The 19,485-nt window shown below is 39.3% G+C and carries 16 protein-coding genes and 2 pseudogenes; 6 read left to right on the top strand and 12 right to left on the bottom strand.

Going from position 1 to position 19,485, the window contains the following annotated elements; all coding sequences use genetic code 11:
- Nucleotides 1-31: 31 nt before the first annotated feature.
- Nucleotides 32-425: pseudogene (locus ABFY81_RS12695) on the bottom strand (tetratricopeptide repeat protein); the annotation flags it as partial.
- A 239-nt stretch (nucleotides 426-664) separates the two neighbouring features.
- Between ABFY81_RS12695 and recN the strand changes: the two are divergent.
- From recN to ruvX, 3 genes are all read left to right on the top strand, one after another.
- Nucleotides 665-2,332 (top strand): DNA repair protein RecN, encoded by a 1,668-nt coding sequence (recN, locus tag ABFY81_RS12690; RefSeq protein WP_347913899.1) that lies wholly within the window; start codon nucleotides 665-667, stop codon nucleotides 2,330-2,332.
- 125 nt (nucleotides 2,333-2,457) lie between these two features.
- Nucleotides 2,458-3,012, top strand: coding sequence for a YqgE/AlgH family protein (locus tag ABFY81_RS12685; RefSeq protein WP_004699090.1), 555 nt, complete (start codon nucleotides 2,458-2,460; stop codon nucleotides 3,010-3,012).
- The gene (gene ruvX, locus ABFY81_RS12680; RefSeq protein WP_347913898.1) at nucleotides 3,012-3,452 is read left to right on the top strand and encodes a Holliday junction resolvase RuvX; all 441 of its coding nucleotides are present in this window, start codon (nucleotides 3,012-3,014) and stop codon (nucleotides 3,450-3,452) included. The genes ABFY81_RS12685 and ruvX overlap by 1 nt, the downstream gene beginning before the upstream one ends.
- A gap of 58 nt (nucleotides 3,453-3,510) precedes the next feature.
- Here the strand turns inward: ruvX and ABFY81_RS12675 are convergent, their stop codons facing one another.
- From ABFY81_RS12675 to ABFY81_RS12665, 3 genes are read right to left on the bottom strand one after another with little or no spacing between them, the layout of a single operon-like run.
- Entirely contained in the window at nucleotides 3,511-4,512 is a 1,002-nt protein-coding gene (locus ABFY81_RS12675) for an HlyD family secretion protein (protein WP_347913897.1), read from the bottom strand.
- Between the two features lie 39 nt (nucleotides 4,513-4,551).
- Entirely contained in the window at nucleotides 4,552-4,758 is a 207-nt protein-coding gene (locus ABFY81_RS12670; RefSeq protein ID WP_004699097.1) for a DUF1656 domain-containing protein, read from the bottom strand.
- The gene (locus ABFY81_RS12665) at nucleotides 4,751-6,850 is read right to left on the bottom strand and encodes an FUSC family protein (RefSeq protein ID WP_347913896.1); all 2,100 of its coding nucleotides are present in this window, start codon (nucleotides 6,848-6,850) and stop codon (nucleotides 4,751-4,753) included. The genes ABFY81_RS12670 and ABFY81_RS12665 overlap by 8 nt, the downstream gene beginning before the upstream one ends.
- Before the next feature lie 494 nt (nucleotides 6,851-7,344).
- On the opposite strand from ABFY81_RS12665, the gene ABFY81_RS12660 reads away from it, so the two are divergent.
- Nucleotides 7,345-8,118, top strand: a complete 774-nt coding sequence (locus ABFY81_RS12660; protein ID WP_004699103.1) for an IclR family transcriptional regulator C-terminal domain-containing protein — start codon at nucleotides 7,345-7,347, stop codon at nucleotides 8,116-8,118.
- A 194-nt stretch (nucleotides 8,119-8,312) separates the two neighbouring features.
- On the opposite strand, the gene ABFY81_RS12655 is transcribed toward ABFY81_RS12660, so the two are convergent.
- The 8 genes and pseudogenes from ABFY81_RS12655 to lpxO form a co-directional block, all read right to left on the bottom strand.
- Nucleotides 8,313-8,924: an alpha-ketoglutarate-dependent dioxygenase AlkB gene (locus tag ABFY81_RS12655; protein ID WP_347913895.1), complete on the bottom strand. Its 612-nt coding sequence runs from the start codon at nucleotides 8,922-8,924 to the stop codon at nucleotides 8,313-8,315.
- A gap of 168 nt (nucleotides 8,925-9,092) precedes the next feature.
- The gene (pgsA, locus tag ABFY81_RS12650; protein ID WP_004699108.1) at nucleotides 9,093-9,680 is read right to left on the bottom strand and encodes a CDP-diacylglycerol--glycerol-3-phosphate 3-phosphatidyltransferase; all 588 of its coding nucleotides are present in this window, start codon (nucleotides 9,678-9,680) and stop codon (nucleotides 9,093-9,095) included.
- Between the two features lie 118 nt (nucleotides 9,681-9,798).
- Nucleotides 9,799-10,593, bottom strand: a complete 795-nt coding sequence (locus tag ABFY81_RS12645) for a thioesterase family protein (RefSeq protein WP_347913894.1) — start codon at nucleotides 10,591-10,593, stop codon at nucleotides 9,799-9,801.
- A 120-nt stretch (nucleotides 10,594-10,713) separates the two neighbouring features.
- On the bottom strand, nucleotides 10,714-12,513 hold the full coding sequence (gene uvrC / locus ABFY81_RS12640; protein WP_347913893.1) for an excinuclease ABC subunit UvrC: 1,800 nt from the start codon (nucleotides 12,511-12,513) through the stop codon (nucleotides 10,714-10,716).
- Nucleotides 12,514-12,646: 133 nt separating this feature from the next.
- Complete coding sequence (locus ABFY81_RS12635) at nucleotides 12,647-13,177, bottom strand: CHAP domain-containing protein (protein ID WP_077162870.1); 531 nt, start codon at nucleotides 13,175-13,177, stop codon at nucleotides 12,647-12,649.
- A 228-nt stretch (nucleotides 13,178-13,405) separates the two neighbouring features.
- The gene (locus ABFY81_RS12630) at nucleotides 13,406-14,449 is read right to left on the bottom strand and encodes a lysozyme inhibitor LprI family protein (protein WP_343568471.1); all 1,044 of its coding nucleotides are present in this window, start codon (nucleotides 14,447-14,449) and stop codon (nucleotides 13,406-13,408) included.
- Nucleotides 14,446-14,572, bottom strand: a pseudogene (locus tag ABFY81_RS12625) (hypothetical protein). The gene ABFY81_RS12630 and the pseudogene ABFY81_RS12625 overlap by 4 nt, the downstream one beginning before the upstream one ends.
- Before the next feature lie 87 nt (nucleotides 14,573-14,659).
- The gene (gene lpxO / locus ABFY81_RS12620; protein WP_004699120.1) at nucleotides 14,660-15,574 is read right to left on the bottom strand and encodes a lipid A hydroxylase LpxO; all 915 of its coding nucleotides are present in this window, start codon (nucleotides 15,572-15,574) and stop codon (nucleotides 14,660-14,662) included.
- Between the two features lie 572 nt (nucleotides 15,575-16,146).
- On the opposite strand from lpxO, the gene fadB reads away from it, so the two are divergent.
- Nucleotides 16,147-18,300: a fatty acid oxidation complex subunit alpha FadB gene (fadB, locus tag ABFY81_RS12615; RefSeq protein ID WP_311070300.1), complete on the top strand. Its 2,154-nt coding sequence runs from the start codon at nucleotides 16,147-16,149 to the stop codon at nucleotides 18,298-18,300.
- A 12-nt stretch (nucleotides 18,301-18,312) separates the two neighbouring features.
- Entirely contained in the window at nucleotides 18,313-19,485 is a 1,173-nt protein-coding gene (fadA, locus tag ABFY81_RS12610; RefSeq protein ID WP_335864134.1) for an acetyl-CoA C-acyltransferase FadA, read from the top strand.

Below are 19,485 nucleotides of genomic sequence, written 5' to 3'. Positions count from 1 at the left end.
ACGCATAGACTTGTAATTTCTACTGCTGTAGCTAAATTTTTTTAGCAAAAGCGTAGGGTAAATTTATTTCAATATTTCGATTAGTCAACATAATTGCACTCTATCTGCAAACTTCATCGTAGATTTCATCCAGAAAAACTCAGTAAACTTTCTGCGCTGTTGAATAATCAACTAGGAGCTGTAATTAATGATGAATCAACTTCTATGCCGACATGAAAGTTGTCTGGGTTATTTCGCATTGAAGCAGCCTCACAAGCTGGGAAATCGACGTTATTTCCATCAAAATGCCGACTAGCATGTACAAGCACACTTTATTTTAAAGTCGGTCAAATACAATAACGCAGATAATGTTGGTCTATAACTCGATTTTCCACATACTTTCCAGTGGCAACATAATCACCAATATGTACTTCAATATTATGAAAATACTTATATATTTTTTTACTCTTCAAAATAAACTGGCAAGTAAAAAATATCTTTCTACACAATTAAATAAATGTATCTATGAATAATTCTGATAATTTTTGATATCGACGATTATTGCCAAATAATAAACGAACAAGAATCTTGGTGTTCTATAATTTAAGTTAGAATAATAGATCACTTGTAGCAAATTCAAAACTTCTCTATCTTTAACCCATAATTTGGCGCGTTGGATGCGTTTATGCTCACACATTTAACTTTAATTAATTTTGCATTAGCTGATCATTTAGCTATTGATATAGAACAAGGATTTAATGTTCTAACAGGTGAGACAGGTGCCGGAAAATCATTATTACTGGATGCACTTTCTGCCTGCTTAGGTGAACGTACAGATACAAATTATGTCCGCTATGGTTCGGACAAAGCGGATGTAACCACTGTTTTTACTTATCAGGACAATAGCCCTGAAGCGAAATGGCTACAAGACCATGAACTAGATGATGATTCTGGGGAAATTCATTTACGTCGTGTTATTTTCGCAACTGGTCGCAGTAAAGCATGGGTCAATGGACGTCCAAGTAGTCTCTCTGAGCTTAAAGAATTAGGACGTTTACTGGTTCAGTTATATAGCCAGCACAGCCAACAGCAACTTCTTGAACCACCTTATCCAAAGCATTGGTTAGACCGTTATAACAATTTTTATGCTGAGGCGAATGATGTCCGTGAAGCTTATAGTACATGGCAACGTACCATTCGTTTACACCAAGCAGCCTTAGATGCTCAAGCAACACGTCTACAACGTATTGCGACCTTAGAGCTGCAAATTGAAGAGCTTGAAGAGGTTATTCAAACTGATTACAAAGAAATCGAGCAAGAGTTCGATCGCCTCAGTCATCATGAACATATCATGCAAGATTGTAGCTATAGCCTGAATGCGCTTGATGAAGCTGAGCAAAACATTACTCAAGAAATGTCGTCGATTATTCGTCGTTTAGAATCTCATGCTGGACGTAGCGAACAGCTTTCTGAAATTTATAACTCATTATTAAATGCGCAAAGTGAAATTGATGATGCCACATCAAATTTACGTCAGTTTATTGATCGTCAGAGTTTTGACCCTGAACGAATGGAAGAACTAAATTCCAAGCTTGAAGTTTTTCATCGTCTGGCACGTAAGTACCGTACTCAGCCAGAGACGCTCAAAGAAGAATACGAAACTTGGCAAAATGAGCTTGAACAATTGCACCAACTTGAAGATCCAGAGACTCTGGCAGAGCAAGTAGAAAAGTCACATGAGGAATTTTTAGAGAAAGCTCAGCATTTAGACAATATTCGTCGTGAAGCTGCTGCCCCACTTGCCAAACAGTTAACTGAACAAGTGAAACCCTTAGCACTACCAGAAGCCCACTTTGAGTTTAAGTTTGAACCCCTAGAACAGCCAAGCTCAGAAGGTTTAAGCTTTATTCAACTTTTATTTACGGCTAATAAAGGTATACCCCCACAACCATTAGCACGCGTCGCTTCGGGTGGTGAACTTTCACGTATTGCACTCGTCATGCAAGTCATGAACGCGGAAAAAACAGAAGCCGAAGTTTTAGTGTTTGATGAAATTGATGTGGGGATTAGCGGTGGTACGGCTGAAGTGGTTGGACGTTTACTTGCAGACTTAGCTCAACATGTCCAACTTTTATGTATTACTCACCAAGCACAGGTCGCTGCGCAATCTGATCAACATTTGTTAGTTAAAAAGCAGCAAACTGACCCAGCCAGCAGTACCATTGTACAACTTGATGAAAATCAGATTATTTCTGAATTAGCACGTATGTCTGGCGGTGTTGAAATTAATGAAACGACCTTACAGCATGCTAAACAATTACGACAACTTAAATTTCAGGCTTCTTCAAATTAATAAAGAAAATGAGAGAAAAAGATTGGCGAAATCCGATTAACTCTTGTATGTTGATAAAAAGAACCTATATAGATAAAAGGGTCGTGAGACCCTCTAGCGACATTTTTTGAGGGAGAACCGCTTAGGTGACCAAACAATACATGACTCACCGTTGTCTGATTGCCCCGCCAGAACTGGCAGATGACTTTTTTGCAAATACAGTAATTTATCTTGCCCGTCACGATGAAGAAGGTGCTCAAGGCATTATCATTAATCGTCCTGCTGGCATTCAAATTAAAGAACTCCTGAATGATTTAGATATTGATGCAGACAATGTAAATCCACATGAGGTTTTACAAGGTGGGCCTTTGCGCCCAGAAGCAGGCTTTGTCCTTCATACTGGCCAACCAACTTGGCACTCTTCTATTGCTGTGGGTGAAAATGTCTGTATTACCACCAGTAAAGATATTCTTGATGCAATCGCACATAATGAAGGTGTGGGTCGCTATCAAATCGCACTAGGTTATGCGAGTTGGGGTAAAAACCAGTTAGAAGATGAAATCGCTCGTGGTGACTGGCTTATCTGTGATGCCGATATGGATCTGATTTTTAACTTACCGTACGATGATCGTTGGGATGCAGCCTATAAAAAGATTGGGGTAGATCGTACATGGCTGGCTTCTGAAATCGGACATGCTTAATGACTGTGATACAATCCAAATCAATTATGGCTTTCGACTTTGGCACTCAAAAAATGGGGATGGCGATAGGTCAATCTACAATTGAAAGTGCTAACCCACTACCGTTATTTGTAATGAAAGATGGAATTCCTAACTGGGACCAGCTTTTAAAAATTGTAAAAGAGTGGCAACCTGATTTGTTTATTGTTGGTCTTCCATTAAATATGGATGATAGTGAGTCAGAACTTTCTACACGTGCCCGCAAATTTGCAAGACGTTTACGCCATCAAACCAATATTGAAACTTGGATGGTGGATGAGCGCTTAACGACGCGTGAAGCAAGAGAAGAGCTCGGCTTCTACCAAGAACAAGGACGCGCAAAGAAATTATCAGCAGATAGTTTTGCAGCAGCCTTGCTGATCCAGAGTTGGTATCGAAATCCAGTCGGCTTAACGCCATAAAAGTAAAAAAAGCATGTTTTACACATGCTTTTTTATTGAGTTTAAAAACTTAAGCTTTTTATTTTTCAATAATATGTACTGTCGCAGTACGGCCAGAAACAAAAGCAAGCTGATTTTTTGGCGCTTCGTCTAACACAATTTTCACAGGCACACGCTGCGCTAAACGAACCCAGCTAAAGGTTGGGTTTACGTTTGCAAGCAATTTAGAACTGCTTGAACGCTCACGGTCTTCAATACCCGATGCAATACCTTGTACATGACCTTTAATTTTCTGACTATCACCCATTAACTGTACACTCGCTTCATCGCCAATATGAATACGGTCTAATTTTGTCTCTTCAAAATACCCTACAACATAGAGTTGTTTACGGTCTAGTAATGCTGCAACTGCTTGTCCAACTTGAACATAATTACCAGGGCGCATATCAAAGTTAGAGAGTGTTCCATCTGCGGGTGCCACCACAGCAGCACGATGCATATTAAGTTCAGCTAAATGCAAGTTACTTGTCGCAGCTTCAACGAGTGCCTGTTGCTGCTTAATAGTTGCTTCTGCTTGTTCAATCGCAGCTTGAAGTTGTTCATGCTCTGCAAGGGATTGATCGCGAGTTGCAAAGACTTGATCTTGTTCTTGTTTAGAAATAGCGCCATCCATTAAGTTTGAATAACGGTTTGCGTTTTTCTCGGCTAACTTAATGTTTGTACTCGACTTAATTAAGTTTGCTTTGGCTTGTGCTAAACCTGCTTGCGCCTGAGCATATGCCGCTTTTGCTTTTGCCAAATCAGACTTTGCTTGCTCTACATCTAAAGCTCGGCGAGAGACATCAATTTTAAAAAGCACCTGACCTTTTTTGATAGTTTGGTTATCTTGAACCAATACTTCCGTTACAAGCCCTGCTACATCTGAAGAAACTTGAATGACGTCACCACGAACGCGACCATCACGTGTCCACGGCGCTGCATTATAGTAATTCCATAAATGCACAATGGTATAGACCGCAATCATTAATGCGACAATCAAAATCACTGGACGGATGACTTTTTTCAACTCCAATTGATTCATTTCACTCACCTAACTCAATCTTTAATCTGGCAAACATCTTTAAGCACCTAACCCAACAAAAACTTGGTGTATCACCAAAAGTAATAAAAGGTAAAAACACAAATTGAAAATGCTGGGCAATGCAATCCAGCCTTGTGCAATCCATTTGTTAGTTAAAGGACTTAACAAGCGGAAACATATATATGCAAATAAGGCTTGGACGAGCAAAGCGGGCACGTAAATACCGTAGACATTAAACTCACCCATGCGCTGTGGCTCCTGTAAGCGTACGATCTGCATTCATTTGGTTTGATGAAACATGACACATGCTATAAGCAATATTATTTAGTGAAATAAATAATCTTTGTCGAATAGCCATATCTTCTATATTTGAAGCAAGCTGTTTTAGTTCAAACAAAGTCTGATGAATATGTTGTATTAATACATCTGCTTCATCTTTTTCATTCTCTTTAGCTCTAAATAGCTCATCTAAATCTTGTTGCAAACGCCCAATATGATGAGCCAGTTCTGAAGATGACTGAACCTGATTTGCTAACTCTTGCAAACGGGTTAAATCAACAATTGCACTTGATTCAACAAGTGCCTGATGAATTGATTTTTTAATCTCTTCTGACTGCACCATTTTAGTGTTTAAGACACCAACACGGTCTAACATACCTCTCAAATGAACTTTGAATTCAATACCATAAGGGATATAAATCGCTTGGCGCATCGCGCGATAATGTAAAGCTAAAATACGATTTGCACTGGTATCTGGTGACATGGCACGCACGACATCTATCACAATGAGAGATACCAATACACCCATCACCATACCGAATGAACTGTCTAAGTAAGACACTGCATCCATGCTATAAGCATTGTGCAAGTTCAGGCCCATCATGGTATTAATACCGAGCACCATACCTACAGGCATGAGTGCCTGATTTGCCATCATAGAAACCGCAAATAAGAACATCGGTAACAAAACGAGTCCCAGTTCCCAAAATGTGGTGACATGAGGAAAAACACCAAAAGCATAAATAAACACTAAAACAGCCGATGCCACACTGCCCCATATAAAAATACGCAAGACAGGAACAGGGTTATCTAAGGCCGTTAAAATACAAGCAGTTACTGCACCAATCTGTGCCATCATAAATCCAGCCTTCCAGCCAGACAGAATCCACACACCTGTCACAATAAATGTAATGAGTACCGCACTAATACCGCCTCTGACCGCTACCCCGTGATCTCGGTGTAAACTTGGGTAGGTCGTAGTCATTGGGGTAATGCTATCTGGAATCTCTTTATTGCCCTGCTTAATGCGTTGCCATAAAACTTTTACAGCTAAAACATTACTAATAAAGTGGCGGACATCCATTTTCATGGCAGCCAATAAAACTTGCTGATGTTCAGAAGCCGAGTCATTTAAGTTCAAAAAGTCATTTTCAAACTCAGCAGGTAACTGCAAAACATTTTCATCAATCATCTGGTCTTTTTGTTCGAGAAAATGAATCACATGACCTGAAAGCTGTTTTAATTTATCCGCATGACTTTCAACAAAATTCAGTTCTTGTAACTGTTTAATTCGTTCAGACAAAGCAACCAAGTTTGCAACTACCATCGACATTTGATGGAGCATTTCTTGCAAAGGCTTAGTCATGCCATGCAATTCACCTTTTTCATAACTCAAGTGAACTGCCAAAGCATGAATATCAGTTGTATCACGAGTAATTGCGGCTAAAAGCTGTGTATTGTTTTGCTGCTGGTCTGCATTTAACAAATTTGCAAATAGGTTTTCTGTATCTTTGAGTGTTTTAGTTACACGTTGCTTAATGGCTGAACCAATATGCATAGGCAAAATAGTTGCGGAAACCACTGCACTTGAAATCACACCAATTGAAATCTCAAGTACACGCGCCAAAGCAATATCAAAAATATTGTACTGATCAATATAAGTAATCGCGTTGTACGCAATCATTGCAGTTGAATAACCCGCCAACATAAATGCATAACTGCGAGGCGTCCGGTCGAGTAAGGATACATAAAGCGCAAAGCCCACCCATAGTGATAACACCACCGTAAAGATCCACGGCGTATTAATCAGATGAGGCGTGATTGTTAATGCAACAATGGCGCCACCCACCGTCCCTAAAACACGATAGACACACTTAGACGACACCATACCCGAATAAGGGTTGGCGATAATCAAGACAGTACCGATCGACCACATTGGATTAATCAGGTCTAATTCAAACGAGACAAATAATGCCAACATGCCGGCAATAAATGTCTTTATTGCAAAAATTAGATCAAGCTTACTCGGGCGAAAAGCCAGTATTTGCTTTAATAACATGAACTCATCTCAAATACAGATTTGAACTGATGAGCATGCTCCTCAGCGTGCCCTTGCCTTTTTAAAAAGACAACACGACTTTGTCATTTGCCTTATAGACAAATGAGTTAATGAGAGCATCCTTCAATACAATGATTTTTCCTACATCTTTACATGATATGCCCAGATGATTTCAGTTTGACCGCTATTTAGGCGACCAAGCTTAGGAAAGGAGAGACATCGAGAAAGCTGGCAGAGTAAACCAATTTCTCGATTAGATATTTTGTTGCACAATTTTTTCAAATTAAAGTGATTTAGTCAACTAAAATATCTTTATTTGATAATTTGATATGTTTTTAGTTAATCATATATGATGTACGAATCAAGAGAACTTTTCTGATTCTGAGCGTAAAATATTTAAATCAGGTAGTTAACTTGCAATTGAGACAAAGCTTCAATTTTTCTGTTATAAGAACTCAAGTGTGACTCTTTATTAAGGATACGAATAAGACATCATGGCAATTTCAAGTTTTGGCAAAATTTTAACCGTACTGGATTTATTTTCAGTTTCACGACCAGTGATTAATGTCGATATTATTTGCGAAGAACTTGGCTTGTCTAAACCGACCAGCTACCGTTATTTGAAAGAACTCGTATCTGCCGACTTATTAAAACGTATTAATGGTACTTCTGGCGATTACACTTTAGGCTCAAAAATAGCAGTTCTTGACTATGTATCCAGAACAACAGATCCACTCGTCCAAATCAGTACGCCGTTTATGCGCAATATTGTTGAGCGCACTGAACTTTGCTGCTTACTCACCTATTTAAATGATGACTATTGTATTGATATTCATCATGAGATTTTTAAAGATACAGAGCTACTTTCATATGGCCGAGGTTGTCCGCGTCCGATCTATGTTGGAGCATCACCAAAAACAATGGTGTCACATTTAAGTAAACAGCGCATGCATGACTACTATGAACGTTTTCAGAATGAGCTATCGCAGTCAGGTTTTGCTCTAGACGAAACAAGCTTTATTCAACGCATGCGTAAAATAAAAAAACAAGGCTTCTATTTCTCACAAGGTGAGATTGACCCTAATGTTTCAGGCCTTGCCGTTCCCGTTCGTTTTTCGAGTAAAGAAGTTCCTTTGGCTTTAACATTAGTCGCATCAAAGAATCGTTTTGACTTTTTAAATATTCAAAAACTGATTGAAATTTTGCAAGAAAATGCTGGATTGATTGAGCAGCGCTTTATGGAACTCTCAGAAAAAGGTGAGATATAAAATAGTATTTTTGATAATTTAAAGTTTTTTTACATTTTTAAGCATTGAAAACATCAAAATATTCTCATATTATGATTTTAGCACCTATTGATGATTCTTTTCATCAGCAGCTCATCAATAGAAGGCTCTCCCTCAGAGGAATAAGCTCATGCAGCCATCATGGGCTTTTTTCTTGCTTAATTTTTAGCAAAAACCTATGAAAATTTGAACTGACGGAATGTCAGATTAATACGTGGTTGTAAAATTTTTGTCGAACGATTTAAATGGTGTTGCCAATATTGTTGAGTTTCACCGCGCATCACAATAAGTTGCCCCGGCTGTAACCACATTTCAACTTTTTCTTTAGTGTGAATATGTCTAAAAGAGAACTTTCTGGTCGCTCCAAAACTTAAAGAAGCAATGGTGGTTGTTCTAGCTAAAGAAACATCTGAGTCGCTATGCCAAGCCATACCTTGCGTTCCATCTTCATAAAGATTGGCTAAGCAAGAATTAAATTTTTCTGAAAGAATTTGTTCTACCTGCTGTTTCAACTTAGCAAGCGCTTTGTCCCACGACAGAGAATCCCGAAAAACACCAGAATACTTATATCTATAATGCTCGTCACCATACCAAGCAACTTTGCGGGGAGTAATGAAGTGCTTGCCGTATAACTTCGCTTCATCATGTCGCCATGCCAAATGTTGATACAAATACTGAAAATATTGCTCGGCCTCTTCAGCACCAAAAATATATCCATAGTCCTGAACTTCCCCATCATAAGGTAATAAATTTTCACAAGGTTCCGGAGAAAATAAATCTAGAGTCATGCAATCTCCCCTTGCTGCTTAGCCATCTCTCAAGCTAACAATGCCAGTTTAGCGTCCTTTTGCCAATGGTATTTACTTATCATACCAATTACGTGAGTTACGCTATTTTTACGCTTTGCAATAAAAAAGCCTTTCTCAAGGAAAGGCTTTTTAGAATCTTATTTGGTTTTATGGCTGCTTTAGATATGGCCACGCGGCTTTTAAATAAATAAACATTGACCACAAAGTAAGAATGACTGCTGTATATAACAAAGCATAAGCCAACATTTCTAAAGGCTGCCAGTTGAGTAAGAACACACTAATCGCAATCATTTGAAATGCAGTTTTATATTTACCTACAGTTGACACTGCTACACTGGTTCGCGCACCCAGTTCTGCCATCCACTCACGTAGAGCAGAAACAGTAATTTCCCGTGAAATAATAACAATTGCTGCAAAAGCCATCGCAATGGTAGGTTTCCACTGTACTAAAACAATAAGTGCAGCTGCTACCATGAGTTTGTCTGCAACTGGGTCTAGAAATCGGCCAAATGCTGAAGTCTGGTTTAAAGATCGTGCCAAATAGCCATCAAACCAGTCGGTTATAGCAGCCAGCACAAAGATCGCAGTCAAGATAATATGACGAGTCATACTTCCTACGTGCTCACCAATACCTATTGCAGGCGGCCAATATGCAATCACCAAAAATACTGGAATAAGCGCGATACGCGCCAAAGTTAGGATATTTGGGATATTCAGGATTCGCCCTGTGGTCATAAACACCGCCAATTTAGTCTTCACGCATCTTTTAACAGACAAAGACACATACTTCAATATTGTATCTATCTGTAACAGCCACTTTATACGAAATATGTGAATCGAGAAAGTAGATTGCTTAGGTAAATACCGTAACAGTTTGCCTCAAAATTGCAATTAAATGATCACTTTGATCCCAAAGATATGCATATTCTGTCGAGTAACCTTCACTTGCATATTCCGTGACGACTTTATATTTAAACCAGTCACACAATTGATGCTGGACTGGGTTCACATACGTAATGTGCCACGTTAAAGAACTTGCAGGTGCAACTTGCTTAAACATTGGCAATACACCCGGCGGCCAAATGTCCATGAGAACAATCAAATCAGGCAATGTTAGTTGACGATTTTCATGTTGCTCTGGTGAGAACCTTGACCAACCACCAAAGTCTGGATGCTCACTTGCTGTCACCGGATAATTACCCTCAGCCCAACACACTTCAAAGTGCTGAAAGCATTCAGGCATATGCTGACCAAAAGGAATGACAGATAAATTTTCAGGTTGTACATATACAGGAGCAACGGGTTCTTGTTTAACCTCAATACTCGATGCACGAGATGCCCCAAAACTTGCAACCAAAATGGTTTGCACTGCGTCATCTTGCCATAAACGTGCCTCAAGCGTAGTGACTGACTTCCCCTCTCTTAAAACTTCAATAGTCAATCGGGCAGAACCTTGCTGTACAGGACCCACAAAAGTAACACTACAACTTAATAATCTTTTATTTGGATCTTGAATATGGGAGCATGCTTTTTGCATTAATAGCCCAGCAACAAGGCCACCAAAAACCGTACGGCCCTGTAACCACCCTGCGGGTATATCAATCCATTCATTCTGTTTTACATCTTCAAATAGCTGTAATAATGACATGCATATCCCTAAGTCATGTGCGTGATTAGAAAGTATCTTTCATTATTTTGACCATCATGTGAATGGTCATTCAGCTATTAATTTACGAGCGCTTTTGTCACTCAAATTTTAAATACGTGGCTACTCATGCAAAATTTTATAAATCGTTCTTGCCATCACTTCCCCTAAGCCCGGCACGACTGTCAGTTCTTTTTCCGATGCTTTTAACACGCCTTGAATCCCACCAAAATGTGTTAATAAATCTCGACGGCGTTTAGGTCCTAAGCCCGGAATGGCCTCTAAAACTGAGGTGCTACGGCGTTTATCACGTTTAGCTCGGTGTTTGGTAATCGCAAAACGGTGAGCTTCATCACGTACCTGTTGAATCAAATGTAGTGCCTTATTATCTTCGGGTAACTGAATTTTTGTACCGTCAGTAAAATGAAGCGTTTCAAGTCCCGGTTTACGCCCTTCACCCTTTGAGACACCAATCATGAAAGCTTCAAGTCCAAGTTCTTGCATCACTTCCATTGCCATATGAAGCTGGCCTTTACCACCATCAATTAAAAGCAAATCAGGCAGCATCGCCTTTTTATAGCGACGCGTTAAAGCTTGTCGCATCGCAGCATAATCATCGCCCGCAGTAATATCTTGAATGGCAAATTGTCGGTAGTCACGTTTACGCGCACCGCCTTGGTCAAACACCACGCATGATGCGATCGGTGCTTCGCCCATGGTATGACTAATATCGAAACATTCGATACGATCAATTGGACGGCCAACCACCTGCTCAAGCTGGTGGAAACGCTCATTGAGTTCTAAGTGGTTACTCAACTGACCTTTAATTGCATGCTGAACGTTCATTTCAGCAAGCTCTAACCATTCAGCACGTGTTTCTCGCACATTGCTCTTAATCTGGACTTTCTTTCCAAACTGCTGTGCTAAGGCTTCTTCCAGCTCTTTATGGTCAGACAAAGCAGTATTTACAATCAGTTCACTTGGTACTTCATCAGCAACCTGAAAGTAAAAGTTTGCCATAAAGTCACTTAGCATTTGTCCGAGGTCATCACCCAACATATCAGGAAAATAACTTTTACCACCTAGCATACGTCCGTTACGTACATGCATAATCTGCACACATGTCACACCAGCCTGATAAGCAATTGCCAAAATATCAGCTTCACCTTTCACTTTGAAAACGGCTTGTTGCGCTTGTACTTCACGAAGCAAAGACAATCGATCTCGATAGAAAACAGCTTTTTCAAATTCAAGATCTGCCGCTGCCTGCTCCATTTTCGCAATCAGCTCTTGATTTAATTCTTTGGTGTCACCTTGTAAGAAACGAATACTGTTATTCACATCTTCTTTGTAATCTTCTGGTGAAACTAAGCCTACACACGGGGCAGAACAACGCTTGATTTGATATTGCAAACATGGACGTTTGCGCTGTGAGAAGTAACTATTTTCACACTGACGGACATTAAAAAGTTTTTGTAAAACCAGTAAGGTATCTCGCGCACTATAAGCGCTTGGATAAGGCCCAAAGAATTTACCAATTTGGTGCTTACCTTTACCACGTCCACTGGCAATTCGTGGATAAGGTTTATCTGCCGATACAAAGATATAGACGTATGACTTGTCGTCTCGCAGCATAATGTTATAAGGCGGACGATGTTGTTTAATTAAGTTTTGTTCTAAAAGCAGCGCTTCAGTTTCTGAACGCGTAACAAGCGTTTCAATGTCATAAATTCGTGCAACTAAAGCCTGAGTTTTCGGATGCTCAATGGTTTTGACAAAATAACTCGATACCCGATTTTTTAGGTTTTTCGCTTTACCGACATATAACAATTCACCCTCTTTCCCTAGCATTTTATAAACGCCTGGAAGCTGGGTCATATGGGCTAAAATTTTTTCAATATGAGGACGAGCGTTTTGATTCACTATTGGCATGCATGGCTTAATACTGAATACCTAATGTGATGTTTTCATCCTTACTTTTCAAGTGCTTTACTGTGCCAGAACCTAAATTTGACAAGGGATGACAAAGTAGACCGACAAAGTGTGTCGTACATCTTTAAGAATCGAGACGATAGTAACTATATTTCACGTCTTTTTCTTTATACACCGCATAGGTTTTTTGACGAAAATCTGAGAACCAGCCATTGCCCGTATAGCCAGCAATATGTCCGTAGGTATGGCCACTGGTACGTTCAATAATATAAATATCGCCTTCTTGAGGACGGTTGAATGCTGGTTTAATTTTCTTATAGCCGTTCTTTTCTAGAGTATGCCCCCAGTCAGATGCAGCTACTGGATGCTTTGAAACATCTGCACCAGCAGCCTGTAAAGCAATACGGATATTCTTGGCGCATTTTTCTTTACTGTGCTTTGCTGACATGCTTTCAAGTTTGCTTGAGAACTTATGCAGATCGATATTTTGGTCTTCTACCTTATGTCTTTTAGAAGTCGATCGGCTATGCTTTTTAGTCTCAGCCGAAGCTTTGTTTAACATCGCTTTCGTTTTTAAGTCACCCTGAGAACTTTCTTCTTTTCTCAATTTAATGTGGTGAACATGTGCATGAGCTACGTGATGAGCATGAGCCATTTTGAAACCTACTTCCGCTAACCAGTCTTCGAAAAAACGAAGCAATTGTAGAATCAAAATTATGCGTTGGCTTTTAATAGTTGTAACAAATTGCCAGCACTGTGAAATGGGTCACAAAAACAATTTATTGAATTTATTCTATAAAAAAATCCCTTTCGAGCTTACTAAAGATTGGTCAATCCCATCTATTTCAACACGATTGACCAAGCACTTATAGAGGGTTTCAGATTAGTTTAAATTATTTAAATAAACTGTTCGCTCTGCAGTTTTTTGAATAAAGCACTGTGTATATTGCATCTCTTGATTTTGCTTACGCATATCAGCAGTCCAATAATCGGATTGCTTTTGGTAAGTTTCTAAGTCCTTTTCGGGAATTTCTTCCACACTTTTTTGTGCCAGTACTTTACATTCAACATCACGTTTTTTAAACCAATCCGATTGATCTTGTTTAAATTGAGTTTTTTTCTCAGCGCTCAATTTATCCCAAGTCTGATTTAAGCGTTCCACTTGCTTCGCTTTGTCGCTATCCAATTCTTTTTTACGAACATCCATGGCTTCTTGAGCCAAAGCAGTCTGCTCTTCATTATTTTGTTCAGATATTTGTCGATTTTCTTCAATATTTTCGTCAATCAACTCATTTTCTTTAACATAAGCAGCATATTGCACAGCTTTAGTGGCAACAAAAACCAATCCTTCAATCACAGTGTTTTGACTTGGTAAGTCAAACACCAACCCCTCTTTATCTGTTTTTGTAATGTTATAGAAAAATTCACCTTTCAATTGGTCATTTTCAAGAGTCAAAGATGATTCATTATCCGAAAAATAATCATTAAGCGTTTGCGATTCTTCATTAGAGTGACGCAGTTCTTCAACATATGCTTTTTCCGCACGTTTTTGTAAACCTTTAGGAAATGAAACGACCAATTGGCTTTGACAACTTAACTGTGTATTTTTTTGGCTTTCATCTTCTAACGGTAAAGTACGAATATTTTTAATTTCAAACTTCAAACCTTGATTAATTTTATTAAGAATATCAGCATCAACCTGATATTGACTTTGTCTTAAGCTACGTTCGATTTGCTTCAAATATTCTTTTTTCAAAGAGGTTTGAATCTGATTTAAATTGTCAGGATGCGTACAGCTCCAATTCGAAATTGCCTCAACTTTTTCTGTTTTTGATTTTGGCTCTGGCTTAGATTTACCACATCCAGTTAATATTACTGCTGCACTGAATGTAGTTATTACTAAAGCTTGTTTCATCACCGTATTCATTTATATTCCACGCAAATTTTTAAAATTTATTAAGTACAAGAAAGGCATATATTTACCAGTCGCATTATCATCCCAATAATTAATATAAAATTCACCTAAAATTTTAAATAAAATACTCCCCACGCTAATAATCATCGTTTTAAATGCATAAAAATAAATCTAAATTATTTAAATAATCACAATAAAAAAACGCCCTTTCGGGCGCTTTAATTAAAATACATATGGTCGCACAAAAATCAGGAAGAAAATTCCAAGCATGAGGAACCATTTTAAGAAGTAATATAATTTGCGGTTTTTAGCTTTTAATGCTTTGGCTTTAATACGAATTTGGTACACATAACCAAATGCTTTATTTAATCCACCCGTTTGGTCACCTGTTTCATTCGGTGAACTTGCTGCAGTCATCACGTTACGACCAAACCAATGGTTAAAACGTTCCATCCATTTCACTTTCATCGGACGCTCAACGTCTGCGAAGAAAATAATACGGTTTTGATCGGTCTTATTTTCAGCATAGTGAATATAAGTTTCATCAAACACAACACTTTGACCGTCACGCCAAGAGTATCTTTCACCATCTACATCAATAAAACAGCGATCATCATTTGGTGTAATTAAACCTAAGTGATAACGAAGTGAGCCTGCGTACGGGTCACGGTGTCTAACCAAACGGCTATCAGGAGCAAGTTCGGTAAACATTGCCGCTTTAATCGTTGGTAATGTTTTCAGTAAAGCTGTCGTTTTTGGACAAAGCTCAGCTGCCGAAGGATGGCTCGACTCATACCATTTCAGGTAAAAACGTTTCCAACCTGTTTTAAAGAACGAGTTGAAACCTAAGTCGTTATAGGTACTCGAAGCTTTAATCCCACCTTGGTCATATAAAGCTTTCGCTTCATCTCGAATCATTTCCCAATTTTCATCTAACACTTTTAAATCTTTAAAGTGTTGAGTGTCGATATAAGGCTGATTCGGTACCTTTGAAAAGATGTACATTAAAAAGTTAATCGGTGCGAGCAAGGTTGAATGGTCAAAAAATTGACGATAAAACGAGTGACGCACTTTGCCGCGATGTTGGATATACAATGCAGATATTACAAAAATCGCTAATACGATCCACTTAATCATATTGCTACTCTTTCAAAAGTTTAGGGCAACATTACCTTAATTTTCGAAGGTAATAGTAACCAGAAGAATATTTAATTGGCGCAAATTTTAACAAAATTGACTTATAAAAAGCGAATGCAAAAAATTAAAGAACCTATTTAGATGTATCAATCCCCTTAAAATATAAAACATAACTTATTTTTTATAGATATAAATAACCCAAGTTTAGTGAATTTATAGCTCAGTTTTTTAAGCAGTATTACTAAGCAATTGACTTTTTTGACAAGAAATTAATTTTTTATAAATGCCATTTTTCATATAGAAAATTCATGACTCAAGTCTCTCATAAATAAAAACTTAAACTAAAACAAAAGCCTTTAGATGCTCTCTATGTATATGATTTTCTTTATGCATTTAAGTGGTATGAATTCAATAAAAAATAAGATGACCCTTGCGTCACGGCTTGATACAACTTGTCGGGTTCTTTTTAGATATAGTTATCGTAAGATTAGCGAAGCATAAATGTGTACCGGAGCTGTACACACGCTTCATAACATCAACTTAGAAATCCTCCAAAACTAAGGAGATCAGGCATGATCCACGCTGGCAATGCCATTACCGTCCAAATGCTTGCGGACGGAATTGCAGAATTCCGCTTTGACTTACAAGGTGAGTCGGTCAATAAATTTAACCGTGCAACAATTGAAGATTTCAAAGCTGCTATCGCGGCTGTAAAAGCCAATAACGATATTAAAGGCTTAGTTGTAACTTCTGGTAAATCTACATTTATTGTTGGTGCAGATATTACTGAGTTTGGTGAAAACTTCGCACAAGGCGAAAAAGCGATTGTTGACTGGCTTATGCCTGTTCACGAAATCTTCAATAGCTTTGAAGATTTAGACCTTCCAAAAGTTGCTGCTATTAATGGCATGGCTTTGGGTGGCGGTTTTGAAATGTGTTTAGTTTGTGACTATCGCGTGATGTCAGAAGCTGCACAAGTGGGCTTACCAGAAATCAAACTTGGTATTTATCCTGGTTTCGGTGGTAGTGTTCGTTTAAGCCGAGTTATTGGTATCGACAATGCAGTTGAATGGATGGCAATGGCTGCTCCTAAAAAACCAGCTGCTGCGCTTAAAGATGGTGCTGTAGATGCGGTTGTCGCTGCGGACAAATTACTTGATGCTGCAACTGACTTGGTTAAACAAGCAATTTCTGGTCGTTTAAACTGGAAAGCAAAACGCCAAGAAAAACTTGACGCTGTAAAATTGAACCCGCTTGAACAAATGATGGCGTTCAACACAGCAAAAGGGGCTGTACTTGCTAAAGCAAACCCAGCTCAATACCCTGCTCCAAAATTATTACTTGATTCATTACAAGCTGGTGCAAGCCTTGCACGTGATGAAGCATTAAAAGTTGAAGCTGAAGGCTTTGCTAAAGCAGCAATTACTCCACAAGCTGGTGCATTGATTGGTTTATTCATCAATGACCAAGTTGTGAAAAAAGCATCTAAACAACATGAAAAAGGTGCTCACCCTGTAAATCAAGCGGCTGTACTTGGCGCTGGTATTATGGGTGGCGGTATTGCTTACCAAGCGGCAAGCAAAGGCACTCCAATTATCATGAAGGATATTGGTAACCCACAACTTGCACTAGGTATGTCAGAAGCAAACAGCTTGTTAACTAAACAAGTTGAACGCAAGAAAATGAAACCTGCGCAAATGGGTGAAACGCTTGCTCGTATCCGTCCTACTTTAAGCTACGATGAGTTTAAAGAAGTTGATATCGTGATCGAAGCGGTAACTGAAAATCCAAAAGTTAAAGAAATCGTACTTGCAGAAACTGAGAAAAATGTTCGTGAAAATACGATCATTGCTTCTAACACTTCTACAATTTCAATTACACGTTTGGCAAAAGCATTACAACGTCCTGAAAACTTCGTTGGTATGCACTTCTTCAACCCAGTTCACATGATGCCGCTTGTAGAAGTTATTCGTGGTGAAAAAACTTCTGAAGAAGCAATTGCAACGACTGTCGTTCTTGCTCAAAAAATGGGTAAAACACCAATCGTTGTAAATGACTGCCCAGGGTTCTTGGTTAACCGTGTATTGTTCCCTTACTTCGGTGCATTTGACCTTCTTGTAAAAGACGGCGCAGATTTCCAGCAAATCGACAATGTAATGTCTAAGTTTGGTTGGCCAATGGGTCCTGCTTACCTCATCGACGTTGTAGGTATTGATACAGGTGTGCATGGTGCAGAAGTCATGGCGGAAGGTTTCCCTGACCGTATGAAGCCAGACTACAAAGGCGCAATCCAAGCAATGTATGAAGCGAAACGTCTTGGTCAAAAGAATGACGTAGGTTTCTACAAATACGAACTCGACAAGAAAGGCAAGAAAGCAAAAACTGTTGATCCAACAGCATATGAAGTGATTGCTCCGTTCGTAACTGGCGAAAAACGCGAATTTGATAACCAAGAAATCATTGACCGTATGATGCTTGCTTTCTGTAACGAAACAGTTCGTTGCTTGGAAGACAAGATTGTAGCAACTGCATCTGAAGCAGACATGGCAATGATTATGGGTGTAGGTTTCCCTCCATTCCGTGGTGGTCCATGCCGTTACATCGACCAAACAGGTGTTGCTGAATACGTTGCACTTTGCGATAAATATGCACACTTAGGTAAGGCTTATGAAGCGCCGCAAATGTTGCGCGACATGGCTGCTAACAATAAAAAATTCTACGGTTAAGGAGCGACGTGAATGGCTACTTTAAATCCACGTGACGTTGTGATTGTTGATGGCGTTCGTTCTGCCATGGGCAAATCTAAAAACGGTATGTTCCGTAATGTACGTGCCGACAGTTTATCTGCTGAACTTGTACGCGCGCTCGTTGCTCGTAACCAGTTTGATGTAAATGAAGTTGAAGATCTGATCTGGGGCTGTGTAAACCAGACACTAGAACAAGGTATGAACATTGGCCGTAACATCGGTTTATTGGCTGACTTGCCTAAAACTGTTGCTGGTCAAACAGTGAACCGTCTTTGTGGTTCATCTATGCAAGCGCTTCATACTGCTGCTGCACAAATTGCGACTAACCAAGGTGATATTTTCATTATTGGTGGTGTAGAGCATATGGGCCACGTAGGTATGATGCACGGCATCGACCTTAACCCAGAAGCATCTAAACACTATGCAAAAGCATCTAACATGATGGGCTTAACTGCTGAGATGTTAGGTCGCATGAACGGCATTACGCGTGAAGAACAAGATGCGTTCGGTGTTGAATCTCACCGCCGTGCTTGGGCTGCAACTCAAGAAGGTCGTTTCAAAAATGAAATCGTTGGTGTTGAAGGCCACGATGCAAATGGCTTTAAAATCCTTTGTGACATCGATGAAGTAATTCGTCCAGATGCAAACCTTGAAGCGTTCAAAGCATTAAAACCTGTCTTTGACCCTAAAGGTGGTTCAGTAACAGCAGCAACTTCTTCTGCTCTTTCTGACGGTGCTTCTGCAATGTTGCTTATGTCTGCTGAACGTGCTCAAGCATTAGGTTTAAAACCACGTGCTGTAATTCGCTCTATGGCAGTAGCAGGCTGTGACGCAGCAATCATGGGTTATGGTCCAGTTCCAGCAACTCAAAAAGCGCTTAAACGTGCTGGTTTAACGATGGCTGATATTCAAACTATCGAATTAAACGAAGCATTTGCTGCTCAAGGCTTGTCAGTAATGAAAGGCTTAGGCGTTTATGACAAGCAAGACATCATTAACTTAAATGGTGGTGCGATTGCTTTGGGTCACCCACTAGGCTGTTCTGGTGCGCGTATCACCACTACGTTGTTGAACGTAATGGAACAACAAGATACTCAAATTGGTCTTGCGACGATGTGTATCGGCCTTGGTCAAGGTATTGCAACGATTATCGAACGTGTTTAA

Source organism: Acinetobacter sp. WA-87, from assembly GCF_039938935.1.
Classification (GTDB): domain Bacteria; phylum Pseudomonadota; class Gammaproteobacteria; order Pseudomonadales; family Moraxellaceae; genus Acinetobacter; species Acinetobacter seifertii.
Note: the sequence above shows the minus strand (reverse complement) of the source record. Positions and strands in the feature narration are given on the sequence as shown.

What these genes read in the sequence shown, in the direction of transcription:
- recN (WP_347913899.1), top strand. Translation starts at nt 665, where the DNA reads ATGCTCACACATTTAACTTTAATTAATTTTGCATTAGCTGATCATTTA.
- ruvX (WP_347913898.1), top strand. Translation starts at nt 3,012, where the DNA reads ATGACTGTGATACAATCCAAATCAATTATGGCTTTCGACTTTGGCACT.
- ABFY81_RS12675 (WP_347913897.1), bottom strand. Translation starts at nt 4,512, where the DNA reads ATGAATCAATTGGAGTTGAAAAAAGTCATCCGTCCAGTGATTTTGATT.
- ABFY81_RS12670 (WP_004699097.1), bottom strand. Translation starts at nt 4,758, where the DNA reads ATGGGTGAGTTTAATGTCTACGGTATTTACGTGCCCGCTTTGCTCGTC.
- ABFY81_RS12665 (WP_347913896.1), bottom strand. Translation starts at nt 6,850, where the DNA reads ATGTTATTAAAGCAAATACTGGCTTTTCGCCCGAGTAAGCTTGATCTA.
- ABFY81_RS12660 (WP_004699103.1), top strand. Translation starts at nt 7,345, where the DNA reads ATGGCAATTTCAAGTTTTGGCAAAATTTTAACCGTACTGGATTTATTT.
- ABFY81_RS12655 (WP_347913895.1), bottom strand. Translation starts at nt 8,924, where the DNA reads ATGACTCTAGATTTATTTTCTCCGGAACCTTGTGAAAATTTATTACCT.
- pgsA (WP_004699108.1), bottom strand. Translation starts at nt 9,680, where the DNA reads ATGACCACAGGGCGAATCCTGAATATCCCAAATATCCTAACTTTGGCG.
- ABFY81_RS12645 (WP_347913894.1), bottom strand. Translation starts at nt 10,593, where the DNA reads ATGTCATTATTACAGCTATTTGAAGATGTAAAACAGAATGAATGGATT.
- ABFY81_RS12635 (WP_077162870.1), bottom strand. Translation starts at nt 13,177, where the DNA reads ATGGCTCATGCTCATCACGTAGCTCATGCACATGTTCACCACATTAAA.
- ABFY81_RS12630 (WP_343568471.1), bottom strand. Translation starts at nt 14,449, where the DNA reads ATGAATACGGTGATGAAACAAGCTTTAGTAATAACTACATTCAGTGCA.
- lpxO (WP_004699120.1), bottom strand. Translation starts at nt 15,574, where the DNA reads ATGATTAAGTGGATCGTATTAGCGATTTTTGTAATATCTGCATTGTAT.
- fadB (WP_311070300.1), top strand. Translation starts at nt 16,147, where the DNA reads ATGATCCACGCTGGCAATGCCATTACCGTCCAAATGCTTGCGGACGGA.
- fadA (WP_335864134.1), top strand. Translation starts at nt 18,313, where the DNA reads ATGGCTACTTTAAATCCACGTGACGTTGTGATTGTTGATGGCGTTCGT.